Annotated in this window: 29 protein-coding genes; 5 read left to right on the plus strand and 24 right to left on the minus strand. The window is 60.6% G+C overall.

Annotated elements, in window-relative coordinates; all coding sequences use genetic code 11:
• Positions 1–12 precede the first annotated feature (12 nt).
• The 5 genes from P0Y65_05505 to P0Y65_05525 all read right to left on the minus strand — a co-directional run bounded on the left by P0Y65_05505 (position 13) and on the right by P0Y65_05525 (position 5,058).
• Entirely contained in the window at positions 13–825 is an 813-nt protein-coding gene (locus P0Y65_05505; protein ID WEK05710.1) for an ABC transporter permease, read from the minus strand.
• Positions 815–1,765: an ABC transporter permease gene (locus tag P0Y65_05510; protein WEK05711.1), complete on the minus strand. Its 951-nt coding sequence runs from the start codon at positions 1,763–1,765 to the stop codon at positions 815–817. The genes P0Y65_05505 and P0Y65_05510 overlap by 11 nt, the downstream gene beginning before the upstream one ends.
• The gene (locus tag P0Y65_05515; protein WEK05712.1) at positions 1,762–2,757 is read right to left on the minus strand and encodes an ABC transporter ATP-binding protein; all 996 of its coding nucleotides are present in this window, start codon (positions 2,755–2,757) and stop codon (positions 1,762–1,764) included. The genes P0Y65_05510 and P0Y65_05515 overlap by 4 nt, the downstream gene beginning before the upstream one ends.
• A 72-nt stretch (positions 2,758–2,829) precedes the next feature.
• Positions 2,830–3,987, minus strand: coding sequence for an ABC transporter substrate-binding protein (locus P0Y65_05520; protein ID WEK05713.1), 1,158 nt, complete (start codon positions 3,985–3,987; stop codon positions 2,830–2,832).
• Positions 3,988–4,149: 162 nt separating this feature from the next.
• Entirely contained in the window at positions 4,150–5,058 is a 909-nt protein-coding gene (locus tag P0Y65_05525; protein WEK05714.1) for a LysR substrate-binding domain-containing protein, read from the minus strand.
• A gap of 234 nt (positions 5,059–5,292) precedes the next feature.
• Here P0Y65_05525 and P0Y65_05530 point away from each other — a divergent pair, with 234 nt between their 5' ends.
• Positions 5,293–5,997 (plus strand): superoxide dismutase, encoded by a 705-nt coding sequence (locus P0Y65_05530; protein WEK05715.1) that lies wholly within the window; start codon positions 5,293–5,295, stop codon positions 5,995–5,997.
• 181 nt (positions 5,998–6,178) lie between these two features.
• Here P0Y65_05530 and P0Y65_05535 read toward each other — a convergent pair whose 3' ends face one another.
• Together P0Y65_05535 and rlmB are read right to left on the minus strand one after the other, a co-directional pair.
• The gene (locus P0Y65_05535) at positions 6,179–6,571 is read right to left on the minus strand and encodes a hypothetical protein (protein WEK05716.1); all 393 of its coding nucleotides are present in this window, start codon (positions 6,569–6,571) and stop codon (positions 6,179–6,181) included.
• Positions 6,571–7,323 carry a 23S rRNA (guanosine(2251)-2'-O)-methyltransferase RlmB gene (gene rlmB, locus P0Y65_05540; GenBank protein WEK05717.1) on the minus strand — a complete coding sequence of 251 codons (753 nt, stop codon included), beginning with the start codon at positions 7,321–7,323 and terminating at the stop codon, positions 6,571–6,573. The genes P0Y65_05535 and rlmB overlap by 1 nt, the downstream gene beginning before the upstream one ends.
• A gap of 142 nt (positions 7,324–7,465) precedes the next feature.
• Here rlmB and P0Y65_05545 point away from each other — a divergent pair, with 142 nt between their 5' ends.
• On the plus strand, positions 7,466–7,723 hold the full coding sequence (locus tag P0Y65_05545; GenBank protein WEK05718.1) for a hypothetical protein: 258 nt from the start codon (positions 7,466–7,468) through the stop codon (positions 7,721–7,723).
• A gap of 124 nt (positions 7,724–7,847) precedes the next feature.
• Here P0Y65_05545 and P0Y65_05550 read toward each other — a convergent pair whose 3' ends face one another.
• From P0Y65_05550 to P0Y65_05620, 15 genes are all read right to left on the minus strand, one after another.
• Complete coding sequence (locus tag P0Y65_05550; protein ID WEK05719.1) at positions 7,848–8,882, minus strand: tyrosine-type recombinase/integrase; 1,035 nt, start codon at positions 8,880–8,882, stop codon at positions 7,848–7,850.
• Positions 8,845–9,060: a hypothetical protein gene (locus P0Y65_05555; protein ID WEK05720.1), complete on the minus strand. Its 216-nt coding sequence runs from the start codon at positions 9,058–9,060 to the stop codon at positions 8,845–8,847. The genes P0Y65_05550 and P0Y65_05555 overlap by 38 nt, the downstream gene beginning before the upstream one ends.
• A gap of 255 nt (positions 9,061–9,315) precedes the next feature.
• Complete coding sequence (locus P0Y65_05560) at positions 9,316–9,981, minus strand: hypothetical protein (protein ID WEK05721.1); 666 nt, start codon at positions 9,979–9,981, stop codon at positions 9,316–9,318.
• Positions 9,978–10,232: a hypothetical protein gene (locus P0Y65_05565; protein WEK05722.1), complete on the minus strand. Its 255-nt coding sequence runs from the start codon at positions 10,230–10,232 to the stop codon at positions 9,978–9,980. Before P0Y65_05565 ends, P0Y65_05560 begins: the two co-directional genes overlap by 4 nt.
• Positions 10,229–10,624, minus strand: a complete 396-nt coding sequence (locus P0Y65_05570; protein ID WEK05723.1) for an HNH endonuclease — start codon at positions 10,622–10,624, stop codon at positions 10,229–10,231. Before P0Y65_05570 ends, P0Y65_05565 begins: the two co-directional genes overlap by 4 nt.
• A 284-nt stretch (positions 10,625–10,908) precedes the next feature.
• Positions 10,909–11,130, minus strand: coding sequence for a hypothetical protein (locus P0Y65_05575; protein ID WEK05724.1), 222 nt, complete (start codon positions 11,128–11,130; stop codon positions 10,909–10,911).
• The gene (locus tag P0Y65_05580; GenBank protein WEK05725.1) at positions 11,127–11,399 is read right to left on the minus strand and encodes a hypothetical protein; all 273 of its coding nucleotides are present in this window, start codon (positions 11,397–11,399) and stop codon (positions 11,127–11,129) included. The genes P0Y65_05575 and P0Y65_05580 overlap by 4 nt, the downstream gene beginning before the upstream one ends.
• Before the next feature lie 271 nt (positions 11,400–11,670).
• Positions 11,671–12,705 (minus strand): hypothetical protein, encoded by a 1,035-nt coding sequence (locus P0Y65_05585; protein WEK05726.1) that lies wholly within the window; start codon positions 12,703–12,705, stop codon positions 11,671–11,673.
• A complete protein-coding gene (locus tag P0Y65_05590; GenBank protein WEK05727.1) occupies positions 12,705–12,872 on the minus strand; it encodes a hypothetical protein in 168 nt (55 codons plus the stop codon). The genes P0Y65_05585 and P0Y65_05590 overlap by 1 nt, the downstream gene beginning before the upstream one ends.
• Entirely contained in the window at positions 12,869–13,129 is a 261-nt protein-coding gene (locus P0Y65_05595) for a hypothetical protein (protein ID WEK05728.1), read from the minus strand. The genes P0Y65_05590 and P0Y65_05595 overlap by 4 nt, the downstream gene beginning before the upstream one ends.
• On the minus strand, positions 13,126–13,368 hold the full coding sequence (locus P0Y65_05600; protein ID WEK05729.1) for a hypothetical protein: 243 nt from the start codon (positions 13,366–13,368) through the stop codon (positions 13,126–13,128). Before P0Y65_05600 ends, P0Y65_05595 begins: the two co-directional genes overlap by 4 nt.
• 67 nt (positions 13,369–13,435) lie before the next feature.
• Complete coding sequence (locus tag P0Y65_05605) at positions 13,436–13,609, minus strand: hypothetical protein (GenBank protein WEK05730.1); 174 nt, start codon at positions 13,607–13,609, stop codon at positions 13,436–13,438.
• Positions 13,606–13,857 (minus strand): hypothetical protein, encoded by a 252-nt coding sequence (locus P0Y65_05610; GenBank protein ID WEK05731.1) that lies wholly within the window; start codon positions 13,855–13,857, stop codon positions 13,606–13,608. Before P0Y65_05610 ends, P0Y65_05605 begins: the two co-directional genes overlap by 4 nt.
• A 1-nt stretch (position 13,858) precedes the next feature.
• On the minus strand, positions 13,859–14,224 hold the full coding sequence (locus P0Y65_05615) for a hypothetical protein (GenBank protein WEK05732.1): 366 nt from the start codon (positions 14,222–14,224) through the stop codon (positions 13,859–13,861).
• Positions 14,225–14,321: 97 nt separating this feature from the next.
• Entirely contained in the window at positions 14,322–14,576 is a 255-nt protein-coding gene (locus P0Y65_05620; GenBank protein ID WEK05733.1) for a hypothetical protein, read from the minus strand.
• A gap of 196 nt (positions 14,577–14,772) precedes the next feature.
• Here P0Y65_05620 and P0Y65_05625 point away from each other — a divergent pair, with 196 nt between their 5' ends.
• On the plus strand, positions 14,773–15,081 hold the full coding sequence (locus P0Y65_05625; GenBank protein ID WEK05734.1) for a hypothetical protein: 309 nt from the start codon (positions 14,773–14,775) through the stop codon (positions 15,079–15,081).
• A gap of 469 nt (positions 15,082–15,550) precedes the next feature.
• On the opposite strand, the gene P0Y65_05630 is transcribed toward P0Y65_05625, so the two are convergent.
• Positions 15,551–15,949 (minus strand): hypothetical protein, encoded by a 399-nt coding sequence (locus P0Y65_05630; GenBank protein ID WEK05735.1) that lies wholly within the window; start codon positions 15,947–15,949, stop codon positions 15,551–15,553.
• Between the two features lie 169 nt (positions 15,950–16,118).
• On the minus strand, positions 16,119–16,961 hold the full coding sequence (locus P0Y65_05635; protein ID WEK05736.1) for a S24 family peptidase: 843 nt from the start codon (positions 16,959–16,961) through the stop codon (positions 16,119–16,121).
• A gap of 29 nt (positions 16,962–16,990) precedes the next feature.
• Between P0Y65_05635 and P0Y65_05640 the strand changes: the two genes are divergently transcribed.
• Together P0Y65_05640 and P0Y65_05645 are read left to right on the plus strand one after the other, a co-directional pair.
• The gene (locus P0Y65_05640; protein WEK05737.1) at positions 16,991–17,236 is read left to right on the plus strand and encodes a hypothetical protein; all 246 of its coding nucleotides are present in this window, start codon (positions 16,991–16,993) and stop codon (positions 17,234–17,236) included.
• Positions 17,233–17,589 (plus strand): hypothetical protein, encoded by a 357-nt coding sequence (locus P0Y65_05645; protein ID WEK05738.1) that lies wholly within the window; start codon positions 17,233–17,235, stop codon positions 17,587–17,589. Before P0Y65_05640 ends, P0Y65_05645 begins: the two co-directional genes overlap by 4 nt.
• Positions 17,590–17,592: the final 3 nt, after the last annotated feature.

A 17,592-nucleotide genomic window follows, 5' to 3' on the forward strand; every position in this document is an offset into this window, starting at 1 on the left:
AAATCCTCCTCGTTATTTGCCGCTGCCGGCGATCTGGTCGCCGTCGCGGGTCAGGTAAAAGGCCAAGAGAATGGGAATTGTGGTCACCAGCACGACGATCAGGGCCACGACATTGGTCACGGGACGCTGGCGCGGCCGCACCAGTTCTTCGAGCATCCAGAGCGGCAGGGTTTGTTGTTGGCCGGCGGTGAAGGTGGTGACGATGACTTCGTCAAAGCTCAGCGCAAAGGCCAGCATGCCGCCGGCCAGGAGCGCCGTGCCGATATTGGGCAGGATGACGTGGCGGAAGGTCTGAAACTGGTCGGCGCCGAGATCCATGGACGCCTCGATCAGCGAGCCGGAAGTGCGGCGGAAGCGGGCGACGGCATTGTTGTAGACGGTCACGACGCAGAAGGTCGCGTGGCCGACGACGATGGTCCAGAAGGAAAAGGGAATGTCGGTCATGCCGAAGGCCGAGCGTAGGGCAATGCCGGTGATGATGCCGGGCAGGGCGATGGGCAGGATGACGAGCAGCGAGATGACCTCGCGGCCGAAGAACCGGCTGCCCGAGACTGCGGCAGCGCAGAGCGTGCCCAGGATCAGGGCGATGATGGTCGAGATGGTGGCGACCTGAACCGAGAGGGTCAGTGCCTGCCAGACGTCGGCCCGCCCCCAGGTAACGCCGAACCATTGCAGCGTGAAGCCCGGTGGCGGCCATTGGTAGGTCCGCTCCTCGGTGGTGAAGGCATAGACGAAGATCAGCAGCAGCGGCGCGATCATGAAGACGAGGCCGGCGCCGGCGGCAAGCTTGAGGGCGAGGGGCGCGCGGGGCGCGTCAGAGCGCATCGAAAGCCCCCTTGCGCTGGGCCATCCAGAGATAGAGACCCATGATGACGATGGGCACGATCGAGAAGGCGGCGGCCAGCGGAATATTGCCGGCTGTTCCCTGGTGAGCATAGACCGCCTGGCCGATGAACAGGCGGGAGGAGCCGACGATCTGGGGAATGATATAGTCGCCCAGGGTCAGCGAGAAGGTGAAGATCGAGCCGGCGATGATGCCGGGCAGAGCGAGCGGGAAGATGACGTGGCGAAAGGTCTGCCAGGGCGTGCCGCCGAGATCGGAGGAGGCGTCGGTGAGATTGACCGGGACGCGCTCCAGTGCTGCCTGTGTCGGCAGGATCATATAGGGCATCCAGACGTAGACGAAGACGAGGAAGGTGCCGGTATAGCTGATCGACAGTGATCCACCGCCAACGACCGGCAGGCCGAGATAGGCTTCCAACACGCCGGTCAGGTGCAACTGGGCGAAGATCCAGTTGAGAATGCCTTCCTTGGCGAGGATCAGTTTCCAGGCGTAGATCTTGACCAGGTAGCTCGACCACAGCGGCAGCATGACCGCCAGGTAGAACATGGCCTTCCATTTTCCGCGCACATAGCGCGCCGCCATATAGGCGATGGGGAAGGCGATGATGGCGGAGGCCATGGTCACCGTCATAGCCATCAAGACGGTGCGGACTATGATATCGAGATTGGCCGGGCGGAACAGCTCGCCATAGGTTTTGAGGGTCAGCACATCGTAGTCGACCATGCCGGAAAATTCGTCGATGGCGTAAAAGCTCTGCAGCAGCAGAGCCAGCAGTGAGCCGACATAGATGACGCCCAGCCACAGCAGCGGCGGCACCAGCAGCAGGAAGATCAGCAGATTGGGCCGACGCCAGAACAGGTCGGACAGGCCGGTCAGCAGGCCGCGGCGATGATGGAGGAAGGCGCCATCGCTTGTCGTCATGGCGTATCGTCCATGCGATGCAGCGCGCCTGGGTCGAAGCCAACCGTCACCGCAGCACCCTCCTGGGGTACGGCGGGGCCGGACGGGACGATGGCATGGAGGCGCTGGCCGCTCAGGTCGATAGCAACGCGGGTGGTGGCGCCGAGGTAGCTGCGCGACAGCACGGTACCTGTCAGTCCGGCTGACCCAGATCCTGCCGTGAGGGTCACGGCCTCGGGGCGGAGGCTGGCCCAGTTCGCCATGCCTGTGGTGCGCGCCACGAAATCAGGCGGCAGCACGTTGGACGACCCGACGAAATCGGCAACGAAACGCGAGGCAGGACGCAGGTAGATGTCCTCGGGCGTGCCCACCTGCATGACCCTGCCCAGGTTGAACACCGCGATCCGGTCGGCCATCGACATGGCTTCACCCTGGTCGTGGGTGACAAAGATGAAGGTGATGCCCAGTCGCTTCTGCAGGGCCTTGAGTTCCTCCTGCATCTGTTCGCGCAGCTTGAGGTCGAGTGCTCCGAGCGGTTCGTCGAGCAGCAGGACCTTGGGCTGGTTGACCAGTGCACGGGCCAGGGCAACGCGCTGGCGCTGGCCGCCGGAGAGTTGGCCGGGCCGCCGCATGCCGTAGCCGGCGAGCTTGACCATCTCGAGCGCAGCCTCAGCCTGTTGGTAGCGTTCGGCGCGCGGCACTTTGCGCAGCATCAGCGAATAGGCGACGTTGTCGATGACGTTGAGATGAGGGAAGAGCGCGTAGTCCTGGAAGACCGTGTTCACATTGCGCTTGTAGGGCGGCACGCCTTCGGCGCGCTGGCCGAAGATCGACAGTTCGCCTGAACTTGGCTGTTCGAAGCCGGCGATGACGCGCAGGCAGGTGGTCTTGCCCGAGCCGGAAGGGCCCAGCATGGCGAAGAACTCGCCTTCGGCGATATCGAGGTCTATGGCGTCGAGTGCCAGGACGTCGCCGAAGCGGCGGGTAATCTGGCGGAGTGAAACTGCCGTCACCGAATGCACCTGACTGGTAACCTCAAGGGAACGGGTGAGGCGCGCCGCCTCACCCAAGTTTTCGGCTACGGGTCAGCGCCCGCCGATGACCCCGACATAGTCGGATACCCAGCGATAATAGGGCACGCATTCGCCGGTCGAACATTGGGTCGTCGGGGTGCGCCAGAACTTGATCTTGTCGAAGTTCTCATAGCCATTGGTGGCGCAGCCGGTGTCGCCGAGCAGGGCATTTCCCGTGCAGGCGGCCGGAACCGACGGCACGGTGCCGAACCAGGCCGACACGTCGCCCTGGACCTTTTCGGACAGGGAATGCTCCATCCACATATAGGCGCAGTTGGGATGGGGGCTGTCGACATGCAGCATGGTGGTATCGGCCCAGCCAGTGATGCCCTCTTCGGGGAAGGTTGATTCCACCGGCGCGCCACCAGCCTTCAGCACGTTGACCATGAAGGGCCAGGAGCTAGAGGCCACGACGCCTTCATTGGTGAAATCGTCCATCTGGATGAAGGCGTCGTGCCAGTAGCGGCCGACCAAGGTGCGCTGCACGCGCAGCAGGTCGAGGGCGGCCTTGTACTGGTCTTCGTTGAGCTCATAGGGGTCGGTGATGCCGAGGTCCGGATTGTGCGCCATCAGGTAAAGTGCGGCGTCGGCGACGTAGATCGGGCCGTCATAGGCCTGGACGCGGCCGGCATTGCTTTTGCCGTCGGGCAGGGTGGTCTCTTCGAAGACGACGTTCCAGCTGGTGGGCGGCGTGTCGCCGAAGGCTTCGGTATTGTACATCAGCACATTGGCGCCCCAGACATAGGGCGTGCCGTAATGGGTGCCGTCCACCGTGTGCCAGGCGGCACTTTCAATTCGCGGGTCGATGGTCGACCAGCTCGGGATCAGCGCGGTGTTGATGGGTTGCACGCGGTCGCCGGCGATGAGGCGCAGCGACGCGTCGCCGGAGGCCGTGACCAGGTCGAAGCCGCCCTCGTTCATCAGCGCGACCATTTCGTCGGAGGTGGCTGCGGTCTTGACCGAGACCTGGCAACCGCTGGCTTCCTCGAAGCTGGTCACCCAGTCATAGGCGGGGTCGGTCTCGCCGCGTTCGATATAGCCGGCCCAAGCAACGATGCTGACCTGGCCCTCGCCATCGCCCAGTGCCTGGAGCATTTCCTGCGCCGTCACCTGGCCCGTAAACAGCACCGCCATCGAGAGCGCGGTACTTGTCCTCAGTATCGATTTCATCGAAGTCTCCCTGTTCCAGAACGTCTCCGACCGCCCTTTCGGGTGTGTCGCGCTCGGGAGCGGGCGCGGAGCGCAGAGCTCCCTTGGATGAAGCTTATGGCGCTGGTTAACTTTGGCAAATGCATTGTTGAGAATGGTCCTATCGGAAAAACCGATACCACCTCAGGACCGATTGCGAGCATGTTGTGCCTGGGCCATGGCGATGAAATCGCGGGCTGCCCGCGGCAGTTGCGATCCCTTGCGCCAGACCATGCCGACCTGGACCACCGGCAGGGACCCGGAAACGTCGCGGCTTTCGATGCGGTCGCCTTCCAGCGACCAGGGGCGATAAATCAGATCGGGTAGGATGGCGACGCCGGCACCGGTGGCAACGAGACTGCGCACCGCCTCGACGGAGCGGGTGCGGAAGGCAACGTGTGGCCGGGCACCAAGGGCCGAAAGCAGCTTTCCGGTATTTTCCTCCGTCTCGTCGACCGTCAGCATGATCAGCGGTTCCCTGACGATATCACCGATCTCGATGATGTCGGCGCCGGCGAGCCGATGGCCCAGCGGCAGCCACAGGCGATAGGGCGAGGTCTCGAAGATTTCGGCCTGCAGCGCCACCCGGTCACGCATGTTGGAAATGACCATGACCGCAACGTCGAGCTCGCCGCCGATCAGCAGGTGTTCAAGATAGTCACCATTGTCCTCGATCGCCGTGACCTTGACCGATGGCTGGGCGCGGCGGTAGCGGGCGAGCAGGTCGGAGAGGATATAGCCGGCCACCAAGGAGGTGACGCCGAGCTGCAAGGTGCCGCCGCTGGCTTGGTCGCTTTCTCCGAAACTGCGGCGGGCATCGGAGACGCTGCCCAGGATACGGGCTGCATGGCGGTAGAACTGGTGGCCGCGATTGGTAATGAACAGGCCCCGCCGATGCCGCTCGAACAGCACTACGCCCAAGTCATCCTCGAGGTCCTTGATGGCGTCGGTTACTGCCGATTGGGAGACGGAGATTGTATGGGCTGCGCCCGAGACGGTGCCGGCCTCGCAGACCGCCACGAAATACTGGAGTTGACGCAGGGTGAAGGCCAAGCAGGTTGCCCCATGGAACCGAGGCTCCAACAATTGACCGCGCCGCTTGCCAACGCAAGTGGGCGGCGCTGCTCGATGTGTGAGGGGTTTTGATGAAGCCTGTCACCCACCATCCTGCTGCCTGAAGAATGCTGGCTGGGTATGACGTCGAATTGACCAAGCGCGGCCAAGGGCTCCGGAACGCGCAATGGAGGCTTACGTTGGCCTGGGTAAACTCTGACGGAGACCCTTCCCATGAACGTGCCGTATCACGCCCTGGCAATCGCCGCCGCCACGCTATTTTCAACATCGGCTTTTGCGCAGGACGCCGCATCGGGGCCGTTCTTCCTGCCGGAACTGCCCTATGCCTATGATGCGCTCGAGCCTGTCATCGATGCGCAGACCATGGAACTGCACCTGACCAAGCATCAGCAGACCTTTGTCGATAATCTCAACAAGGCCGTTGCAGATGGCACCATTCCCGAAACCGCAACCGTCGAGGAACTGGTGGCCACGGCGAGCAGCCAAGCCACCGCCGTGCGCAACAGTGCGGGCGGTCATTGGAACCACAGCTTCTTCTGGACCATCATGGCGCCTGAGGCCGAGCGTGGCGAGGCCAGCCCCGAGCTGACGGCAGCGATCGAGGCTGTCTATGGCTCGATGGATGAGTTCAAAGCCGCGTTCGAAAAGGCCGGTGCCGATCGTTTCGGCTCAGGCTGGGTCTGGTTGGTCGTCAATGATGCGGGCGAACTTGAAATCACGAGCACCGCGAACCAGGACAATCCGCTGATGGACGTCGCCGAGGTTCAAGGGCAGCCGTTGATTGGCAATGACGTCTGGGAACACGCCTACTACCTCTCCTACAACAACCGCCGCGCCGAATATCTTTCGACCTGGTGGGACGTCGTCAACTGGGACCAGGTTTCGGCCAATTACGAAGAGGCACTTGCCGGCCAGTAACGGCACCAGAAACAAGAAGGCCCCGGCTGCTAAAAAGCGCCAGGGCCTTTGTTCGCCGTTGCTGCGTGGAGGGAGATCGCGCAGCGGCCTGCCTGCTAGATGGGTGCATTCGCGTAAAGCGCAAGGCGCTGTTTCATCACGGGATCCGGATGCGTCCTTGCTGGCGCTTTGGCGAACCAGTTCACTCCTCTTCGTCGTCCTCGACGTCGGTCAGATAGACGGAAATCTCGATATCGATGCCATGGCCGGCGATGGCCGCGGCGACATGGGCGGGCAGGCGGGCCGACATGGCTTCGCCATGCTCGGGATAGTCGAAGGCGATGTCGAGCACGGCCTTGCCGATGCGGCGATCTTCCAGCATGGCGGCAATGGTCGCGCCAGAGCGATCGGCCAGTTCGAGCAGCGAGCGAACGGCATTGCTGGCCGGGAGGTCTACCTGGGCATAAAAGCTGGCCTCGGCATCCTCGGGCTCATAGCGGACCGTCAGCTGCTTGAGGGCGACATCGAGTTCCTTTTGAGAAACGGTGACGCCCGAGAGACGCAGCGCAATGGCGAAGGGAGCAAACAGGCTCATCAGGACCGCCCGGCGGTGGCCGCGAAGAGGGCAATGGCGGCGGCATTGGAAACGTTGAGCGACTTGATAGGGCCGGGCATGTCGAGCTTGACCATTTCATCGCAGAGTTCGCGGGTGCGCTGGCGCAAGCCCTTGCCCTCGGCGCCCATGACAATCGCCAGTGGCTGATCGCCCGAGCGCGGCTTGAGCTGATGTTCTGATTCAGAATCAAATCCCAGCACCAACATGCCGCGATCCTTGAGCTTTTGCAGCGCATCGCCGAGGTTGCGGACCTCGATCATCGGGACGAGATCGAGTGCGCCCGAAGCGGACTTTGCCATGGTGCCGGTTTCGCGTGGGGAATGGCGCGCCGTGGTGATGACGGCATCGGCACCGAAGGCGCAGGCGGTGCGCAGAATGGCTCCGACATTGTGCGGGTCGGTGATCTGGTCGAGCACGACCACCAGCTTGAGCGGCTTAATGTCGTCGAGGCCGAAACGGCTGACCGGATCGACTTCAAGCGCGGCACCCTGGTGCACAGCCTCGTCGCCGAGCAGGCGGTCGAGTTCCTTGGGAGTGGTCTCCTTGACGGTGACCTTGCCGATCTCGCCGGTTTCCTTGAGGCGCATCAGGGCGTTTGGCGTGACCAGCAGCACTTTCTTGATGCGGTTCTTGTTGTCCAGGGCAGCGCGCACTGTGTGCAGGCCGTAGAGATAGACCGGACCGGTATCGGGATCATATTTGGGCTTGGGCGGAAATTTGTTGAAGCTCATGGCGCAGCCGTATCGCCTTTGCCGAAAGGCGGCAAGCGGCTCGCCGTCTCGACTACAGCAAGATTTCGCTAACCAGCCTGGAAATGGATAGGGAACACTACGTAGATGCAGCCGTTGCGGGGCAACCTGACGGGAGGGGCGATTGACGCAGCAATATGATCTTGATGACCGCCTGCGTCAGTCCGCCCGTAAGTTGCGCGAATGGAACTGGCTGGCGGCAATTTCGACCCGGAGGGCCGAGGCGGTTGTCATCTTGCGGGACGAGGCGCGGTTCCTGATTCAGCTCGGTCTGCAGCATCCCACGGAGGCCAGGCGTATCGGCCGACTGATCGTGGCCTACCGGCGTCTAATCGAAGCCCTGGATCGAATGACGCAACCCGAAGGTGCCGACGTCGCTTGAAAATTGGGGGGAGGGCGATGGTGGAGGGGACTGGATTGCCGCCTTGCAATATCTTCAAGCACTTAGTCTGGCTAACCCGCCAAATATCGACGATTGAATCAAAAAGCCTTTTTGCCAGCCTTGGCTAACTGCCGCCGATCGCTTTCATGGCCCGATCCGCGAGACGCTTCTGGTCCGCTGCCTTTGTGTAGCGCGTGACCTCCTTATCGGTGACATGACCGGTAATCGCCATGATCTCCTTATTCGAACATCCGGCTTCGGCCAGGCGTCGCGCTGCAGCCTTTCTCAGGCCGTGCGAGGTGCAATCCGCCAGCTCGGCTTCATTGCACCACTTGCGCATTCGGTTGCCGAATCCGTTTGCCGTGAACGGCTTGCCGAACTGCGTCAGCAGGAATGGCATATTGGTCCTCGGCGTCATGGCCAGCAGCGCTGCGAGCTCGGGATGAACCGGGATCGACAGCATGGCGTCGGTCTTGATCTGGTGGACGCGGATGCGATCGCCTGAGATGTGCTGCCAGCCCATGTTGACCATGTCGGAGCGGCGCTGGCCGGTGAAGAGCATCAAGCCCATTGCTAGGCGCGCGCTGGTGCCGGGAGGGTGCACAGCGCAAAAGCGCTCGATGTCCTCTTCAGACCAGGTGTGGAAGCCGTCACCGGTGAGCTTGAAGCCTGACACCCGATAGGTCGGATCATCCGGCCGCCAGCCGTCATCCATAGCGATCTTCATCAGCACTCGAAGGCGATCGAGCAGATTGTTCGCTGCGGCCGGCGTCGCTGACATGCTGCCGATGATCGCCTTGATGTGCGCGCGGGTGAGGGTGGCGACCTGCTTGTCGCCATAGGTCTCGCGGAATCGCTCGAGCATATTGCGGTACGTCTTGCGCGAGCTATCGGCCAGGCCGGTGAACTCTGGCGTCCCATAATAGACTGCTATCAGAGCCGACATCGATCCGGGCTTGGTCCGCATGCTGGTGCGGATTTGGGGCGTCTCAGCTTTCCCGCCGCGAGCTTTCTCAAGCTCCTCGCCCCATCCCTCCTGACCCGGCCGGGTTTCGAAGTAGTGGGTCGGCACACCTTTAGCACGATAGCGCATGTGCCAGTTGCCATGCCGATCCTGAAACTCAGTGACGCCCTTTGGCAGTCCGCTTTTCTTGGGCATCAAACACCACGTCCCATTCATTCGTCGGCGCGGTGGCATCTTCGACCGTCTCGCCGAAGTCCGCAACTATCCTGCCAGTTCGGTCGATCACGACCCGCTTCACGCTGACGCCGGCGGCCTTGGCTCCCTTCAGGAGCTTCGAGATATCACCTTGGGTAAATGCCGCAGGCCGTGTCATGGCTGGGCTCCTTGGTGCACTCGGATGAATGCTGCCTGCTTTTCGGGCCCGCAGTGATTTACCTCAAGCAGGGCGTCCTCGAAGGGTAAGACCCAAGCTTGATGTGTCCTGGCATAGGTGTATCCAGCACCACCTTTCCGCCAGACGCCATTCTCGGTTTCGATGTTGACCAAAACTCCCGCCCAAGAGCGAGTGCGCCTGCTATCTGGATAGCGTCGGATGTACTTCTGAGTGATGCGATTGTCGGGAGCCATCTCACGCATCCTTCTTGGTAGAGAGAGCGGCGGTGAGCATAGTTCGGCATTGTCCAGTTGATGGACACCATATCCCTGCTTCACTGAAAGCAGACTGGCGAAGACGCTCCACCATCTCATCGGTGATCACTACTTCTGCGACTGCCGGCGTCCATTCCTTCCCACCATTGGACCATGTGCCTTCTTGGTCTTGGCTCTTGCCGGTGTCTGGAGAGGGGTGGAGGTCGGCGACAGCTTTCGCGGCGACGGCTGCGTAGTTATCCGCTATCTTGTCTGCCATCGGGAAGGAGTTGAGAAGCGCTGAACAAATTGCTGCCTGAATGTCCGGCACCGCCACCCCGCTATTGGAAGGATGAAGGTAGAGCCCGACACAGCGCCCCATGGTTCCGCGTTCGGCAGACACGTCGATGCCATAGCCACGGCTAAGAAATTCGATGCCGTTCTTGTCGGTCCAAGCCACAGCCTCACCGCCCGCTGCACGTCTATCGCGAAGCACCAAGACGGGGATTTCCCTGTTCGGACCTTTTGAGGTGAGGGATGCGGCTTTCATGAATGCCTGTTGAGCCGTGGCGGCGTGCTTGACTGTGACGCCTTCTGCCATCAGCACGCCGTTGATAAAGCGGTCAAACTCCCAAGGCCTCTCGCTGCTGATTTCAGTGGTTGTCATGGCTTACTCACCATCTTGTCTTCTGCGCTGCCGCCGGCTGCAATGTGCTCGTCGAAAATAGCTTGCGCCGTCTCAGCCGTGAGCGGACCGCCATCGGCGTCGGTGAAGCTATTGGGCGTCACGAGCAGGTCGAGATAGTCGGGCGCACACTCCTCGCAGAGATCGACATCTCCGCCGCGGTGGTAGCGATCGCCGTTATGGATCGGCTTCGAGCATCCTTCGCAGGTGGTAAGTTCTTCATGGTCACTCACTTCAGCATGCTCCATTTCTCGATCGGCCTAGTCGCCGTCCTTTGTTGATTGCCGGCGCCGAGGCGCTGTGAAGCCAAGGTGGATTTCGGGGATGCGATCCCTTGATGCCGATCAGACATCCTCTTGCCCTTGGCCTGCATAGGCACGTCATAGGAAGAAGTCTTAAAGCGGTGGCAGTCGACGCAGCAGGCGACGGCGTTTTCGAGCACGTCGCTGCCTTCGTCCGTCGCCGGGATTGGATAGTGGTCTATCTCGACGCGCTTGCCGTCGAGGGAGGCATTGCAGCGCTGGCCGACCGGAAGCCCATAGACAGCACCAACGGCCTCACAGAAGCCGCAAGAGCGTTCCCGAGCCTGCCGTTTGACCTTGGCGGAGAAGTTATGCCGGGGCATTGTCCGCCTCCGAAGCCATAAGTAACGGGGCGATCTGATCAGGCCAGATCCACCACACCGGAAAGGCTTGCTCATCCTCGGCGCGCTGGAAGTCATGGCCAGTGCGAACCCGCCGTCCTTGCTGGTCAAAGCAGAGAGCCGTGAAGTGATAGCCTCGCCAGCCTTTGGCGTCGCCGTGCTCTGTATTTCGATAGTGGGGATGCTGCGTCAGCCAGGATGAGGCCTTATTCACCCACTGCTGGTGGCTCGTGAAGCACTGACCAGAGACCGGCACGAAATGTCCATTAGGCATGATCGACCTCTGCGCATCCAAGACCAGTGAGAGTGAAGCGAGGGCCATCGTCGGTATCCTCGATCGAGAGGAATCCGTCCTTCGCCATTCGCTTGAGCGACTTGTGACCATACCGAGGAATCCGGGCGGTGGTATCGGAGCCAGGGCAGTAGGATCCGCCGGCGGACGATACGAAGGTCAGAAGCTGGCGCTCTTGGTCGGTGAGCTTCTTCATTGCTGTTTCCCCATCCGCTGGCGCCGATCAGCAGGTGACACCAATTCCCCATTGCTGGCGAAGTAAGTCAGCCCGCCGTTCTCGGGCGCGATCGTGCCGTCCAGGATCAATTCAGATCCCTCAGCCATGAAGCGATCGATCTGCTCGGGACTGGCCGCAAGGCATGATATGATGAAGCCGGCCGTCTCAACGGCGCCGACGCCGGCCTGCCAGCCAACAGCTGCTGAAACCTCGTTGACTCGGTCCAAGAATTCTTTCGCGGTGGTCATGCTGCTTTCTCCCTTTCCCAAGTAGGCTGACGCTGGAGGAGGGCGAAGACTGTTCTTGCTTCGGCTTCCATGCGTCGGGCGTCTTCGAGGTCGTGATCTCCGCAGAGATATCCGCCTCGGCCCAGCGAGTTACGCCATTGAGCCCAAGCTTCAGCATCGTCCGCAGACATCCGCTTCGAGCCCTGGCACCAGCCGCACTGCATCTGAACGAACAGCCAACTCCTCCCACTCCCATGGCATGAAGGGCAGATGATCTTGGTCACTCGATAGGTCATGCTGCTGCTCGATCGAACCGAATGCGTTCTGCATCGGGCCCGTGAATTTCAAGCTCGTGGGGCACACGGCGTGCCTCCTTTTCAGCCTCGTCACGGGTGTACCGGCCGGCACTTATCGTGTCGGTGGTATAGCCAGAGTAGTTTGCCCGGTAATAGGCATTGTGGTCGCGAGCGTAGATCATCCACGGCGCGGCATTGCCGAACAGAATGCGCTTCAGCTGATCAGCTCGAACGAAATCCATCCTGCGAACGGCGCTGGACAGTTCCGCCTCGAGCTTCAGCCGTCGCTGGCGTTGATTGTGCTTGGCCCGCAGATTGGCAGGGGCATTGCAGAAAAGCTCATGAGCGCCAAGATTCCGCAGCACATATGGCCCGCACACCACCCACCACATATTGTTCAGGTTGTAGTAGGCAGTCCCGCGGTGGATGCGGCCGTCAGTGTGAGCGAACCAAACCGTCGATCCATGCTCAATCGACAACCCATCGGCGCTGGTGAAATTCCTTACATAAGGACCGGGCAGCGGGCGGCCGGCGATCTTATCTCGGTGCCAGCTCTCGTCATATCCGTCGTGGATGAACTTGAGCGCTGTTGATGCGCCACGGCACACCCTGCCAGCATTCAGGTCTTTGACAGTGACGTCAGTGCGGCCCCTAAGCCACTCGACAATGCGCCGGTGCTCCAGCAGGACGCGGAGCCTATCCAAGTAGGCCATCCGGCTCAGCTTGCGAAAGTCGTAGCGCGGTCCATTGCGGTTATCGATCGGCCAGGTGGTCGCCCAAACTTCGACCTTGATAACGCGGCCGGTCAATTCAACCGAGCCGACCAAGTCGCCACGAGTGACGATCCGGTTGTTTTTGCTCAAGCTAGGGTACCGGCTTTTGATATCGGCATCTACAGACACCTGCCAACCTCTCCGCTTTAACTGGCGGAGAAGGGGCTGGAAGATCTCGGATCGAAATGTCGGGTCATCGGCACAGTCCTGCCAGATGCCTACGCTGCTGTCGTTGATGTTGACCTTTACCGAGCGCATTATGCTGCTTCCTTCCGAATATCCCGGTCATAAGGCGGTGGCGAAACCTCCACCCATCCATTCCCCATACGGGTGAGGGTGAGACGTTGCGTCATCGCTTCGAAGAAACGGCCTTTCGGCAGTTCGAACAGCGGGCGACCGGAGCCGATTTGATGGGTGGTGATCATGCTGCGGCCTCGATCTGGTAGAGGGCGTGCCAAGGCATCTCGTGCCCCGAGCTGAATTCTTCTTCGCGGGTCTCATTGAACCACTCGATCGCGTCGGCGCGGCACGCCTCATGCCAGGCAAAATTCTGCCACGAGCCGTCATAGACCGATCGCTCCCGCACGTAGGTGGAGCCGGGAAGGATGCGCCAGCAGCACCAGACGCAGACATGCGGTTTCTTGGCGGTGGTGCTAACTTCGGAAAACAGGTGATAGGTCATGGCGTCACCGGCCAGATGGTGATGGTGTCGCCATGCTCGAGTGCTTCGCGCACCAGCCAAACGATATCCTCGTCGGTGGCGAATGGCGCATGGGTTCGGGTCAGGTGACCGTCGGTGTCACGACACTCGGCTTGCCAGCCGCTTGCCCGAATTTCCTCCGGGGTAGCGAGATTGATGGGCATGGGATCTTCCATCAGAACCCCCACCATGACGGCATAGGCGTATCGGAGCGAAGCCACGTCGCCAAAGCCAAAACCAGCGCAAACCAAGTGAGGGAGAGGGTGACTTCAAGGGCGGGGTTCATCATCATGCTCCGCAGGTCTGAGGTACCAAGCCCGTGTCGAGCATGGTTTGGAGGCGTTCGATTTCGGCATCCATGTCGCGCAGCTTCTCCGAGCGGCGGAGCTTGAGCTTTTGGATTTGCTCCATGACGAGGTGCCGATAGGCGCGATCCAAGGGCGAGGTGCGGACGCGGCTCATAGCTCTTCACCAGCAATAGCGGCGGTGGCCGTCTCGAAGTGGATCGGCTGGACCATGAGCTCGGAGCGGGCAGCCACGTCGCTCGTGCCTCCCCAGAAATACTCTCCCGAAGCCACGACATAGGCGTCGCACTGCATGAGGCGATTATCAGGCGTGCCGCGCAGCTGGGAATACTCGCTCTTGAAGCAGAGCGACCCATCGAACCAGAACAGCCCAGGCGGGCAGTCATCCAAGGAAACGAGGTTCATCTCACCCCTCCAGATTGTCATGGTTCAAGTCGGTATCGCCTTCGACAGCCACTCGGGCATTGAAGTCTGCGACGATGGGATGGACTGCCATGGCGTCCATGCGCTGCTGCTTGAGCTCTCCGGCACGCACAGGACCAAGCTCGTCAAAGTCCTTCTGCCACTGTGCGGCGATGCTCTCATAGGCCTTGCGGCTTTGGCGCTCCCGCTCCTTCTCCTCGGGCGACAGCTTGTCGATGCGAGCCTGCAGCATCTCATTGTAAGACATCCGTTCTTTCTTGATGCCTGGCCGATAGGTCTGAGGATCGGCGCCAACGGGCACCCGAGCGAGCTTTGCAGTTCTAGTCATCAATGAAATCGGCGGGTGCATTATCCGCATCCCTGGCTTCGCAGCTTCGAGCCCGCCGTCCCTTCGTGGAAATGATCTTTCATCGACCAGCACCACAGCGGATGCTGGCTATGAAGGATCAGCGCTTGGGAGCAGCCTTGTCGAAACCAGGAGTGGCGCCATTGTCGAGCACGACGACCTCGACATCTTCGACCAGTTTCAGACGCTGCTCGTCATACCAATGGGCTTCCTTGCTGGAGCCATCGGCATTGATCTTGGGCGTCAGAAGAGCCTGATTGCACCCACTGATATATTGGCAAAGCCCGGTGCAGACGCCGGTGAAGCCGGTGATCCGGTCGCTGTAGGTTGCTCCAAGGGTGACAGCTTTTGACATGCTTAACTCCATCGATAGAGGCGATCGCCTCGGTGATCTGATGGAATGAAGGTAGTGCGGCACTTGTGCCGCGTCAAGCATAAAATGCGGCACTATTGCCGTGTGCGGCACAAAGGTCGAATGCGACGGAAATTTCCCTATCGACTCTCGGGTCGTTCTGAGTCGTTAATGGCTGTTAGAACATAAGGAGAACAGAATGCGCGATGTGACGCACTTCGTGGTGGTCTTCCCAACCAGGCTTATGGCGGCCAGCTATGACGAGAAGAAAGCGATCATGGACGCTCTAAGGCGCGAGTACCCGCACTACGAGTTCGATGCCCTAGAGGCGTTCGAGGGCGGTATGGCTGATGACGACGACTTCGACATCATCCCCGTCGTCGGCAGCGTCGGGGAGGAAGGGGATAGCGCCGAGGTGATCCTATCCCGGCCACTTGATCCGCTGGTTATCCCGGATCTACTGCGCGCCATCAGCCACGCTGAGCAGTTGCCGCAAGCGATGCACTGAGGCTTTACTGCGCCTGATTGGCAGTTGGGTAGTGCTTTCGCTTCGTTGTCACTGCGCTATAGGGGCTACAGCTCGCGCTGGCAGGCCCATTCGCACCCTCATAGCTGGCACGGAAACGTCCAGTTCATGCGCCAGGTCTTCTGGGGAGGTGAAGCCTTGGTCAATCAGCGTATCAATCAAATGCTGGGGCATGAGCAAGTTCGATGCAAACTTGTTGGCCTCCGTTTCCTCTCGCGGCCCGATCGCTGTGTTGTGGTATCGGCCCGCTCCCGTGCTGCGATATGCTCGATCATCACCAATGCCAGTACCTATTAGGTGCCGATGATGAACGAAATGGCCAAGTTCATGAGCGAGTGTGAAGCGCCGGCGTTGCGGAGTGTGGTTAGCGTTCAGGTTCGCTTGAAACCCCCCATTGCCCAATGGCACAAGTTCGCCTGAAACTTCTTTATCAAGCCAAGCCTCATGGACTTTAACGCCTAGCTCGCGGGCGAGGCCGTGAACGTCCACCGGCGCCTGTTCTTGGGCTCGTTGTATCGCGTGTATCAGCAGCATCGGCTTTGACCTCCTGGGCCCCGGCGATATCGTTGGCTAGATCGCCGTCAACCGCGTTGTCACGAACGAACGGCACATACTCCCGTATTAGTTCCGGCAACATGGATTCTATACGCGAAATTGCCTGCTTTTCCAAGTCAGCCATGAAGGCTTCAAGCTCTGCCTTGACCGCCTCACGCGCGACCGTTTCCGCGCGGTAGCGAAGAAAGGCAAAGAGAGGAAACACACCCAGTGCAAAAAGCACGGCGATGATCGCCAGAAGAACCGAAACGAAGTCCAGACGATCGATGGAAAGCTGAGAGACTTCAATCGGCATCAGCGTTCGCCGTCTTTCCGCTCGACCGCAGCCAGCACTGCATCCGCTTCAGGAAGATAGCTCTCCCACATAGGCCTACCTTCGAACTTGATGTCTTCTGGATGCCCGTCCAGTCGACACAACGACCGGGCCGCGATCTCCCTACGGTCTTCTAGTTTCTCGGACCGCGTCATCTCCGCCCCACATATGCAGCGACCTTTCCAAGAATCTTGAGAGCATCGACGTCAACTTCTTGGGCCCCATAGGTCGGGTTATCGCTAATGATCTTACATCGCGGTGGAACCGAGAACATGATCCGCTGCAGCCGCTTGATCTGCGGCTCTGAATAGCCGTCACTGATCAGATAGACACCGTCCGCACGCAGCTCGTGCTCTGTCAGGTCGATGATTACTCGATCGCCTGGCGCATAGTTTGGCATCATGCTGTCGCCTTGGATGCCCAGGACGATCGCCCGGTCAGGATTGGCGACTGCCTCGCGCAGATACGCCGGCGGGATGCGCCACTCGTCCAGGATCTTGTGTGCTGAGATCGTGCCATTGCCCATTGGCAGGACCATGACTTCACCGACAGCGCCTTCGCCGGCGCCGGCCTTCGCGTCTAGCTCGGGAATTGCGCCGGGTATCTGTGGCTCATAGGTGTCGCGGTTGTAACCCTGGCCGTCGGCCTCGGCGGTGGGCTGCCAATGCTCATCAATTGGAACGCGCTGAAGCTCGCGGATAGCTCCCTCGTCATGCTCTCCGGTCAAGGCGTCAACCGGCCAGCGAAGGTAGTCGGCTAGCCCCTGCAAGTTGTCGCCTCGAGGAAAGGCAGATCGACCCTGCTTCATTGTCCGCAATAGGTCGGGGTTACGCCCGTCGGTGGCGGCCAAAGAAGCCGCCCGATCGCTCGTGCCTGGGTGCAGTTCATCGATGCGTGCGCGGATGCGCTCATAGGGCGTCGTCATGTGCGGCATTCTTGCCGCCTTTGTGATTTTGACATAGCGGCAAGAGTGCCGCAGTTTTTGCTTGACCATGCGGCACAACTGCCGCATACAATGTCGGCATGGACCTGAGAACACAGCTCATCACAGTCGCCGATGCCTACGGCCAGCACACCAATCGCGGCCGTAAGCGCGTCTCCACACTGGCGCTCAATCAAGGCAACCGCCTCGACGACTTCGCAGCAGGCGCACTGAGCCCCACAGTCAGGGTGTTTGAGCGAGCCATGCTCTGGTTCTCCGATAATTGGCCGGCTGGAAAGCCTTGGCCGAAGGGTGTCGATCGCCCCAAGACGAAGGTGGCAGCATGACCCGCCCAGCCGATATCCCAGAAGACGTCTACGAGCGCGCTGCGATCCTTTGTGACCGGTATCGCGATGAACAGGACGATATCGTTTTCGTCTCGCGCATCCTGATGGAGGTCGATCCACTGCGTGCGCGCCGCATGGGCCTCACGACAAGGCAGGCCGAAGTCTTGGACTACATCGAGAAGTATCAGGTCGAGCATCCGAATAGCTCGCCGGCCTACAGCCAGATCGCCAAGGATCTTGGCTTGGTCAGCAAGGGCAATGTGCATCGACTGGTGCATGCGCTGGCCGACCGCGGCGCCATAAGCCTTGGAGCAAGCCGCGCCCAGTCCATTTCCATCGTGGGGAGGGCATAAGCC

The sequence above is a fragment of the Candidatus Devosia phytovorans genome, assembly GCA_029202405.1.
Lineage (GTDB): Bacteria > Pseudomonadota > Alphaproteobacteria > Rhizobiales > Devosiaceae > Devosia > Devosia phytovorans.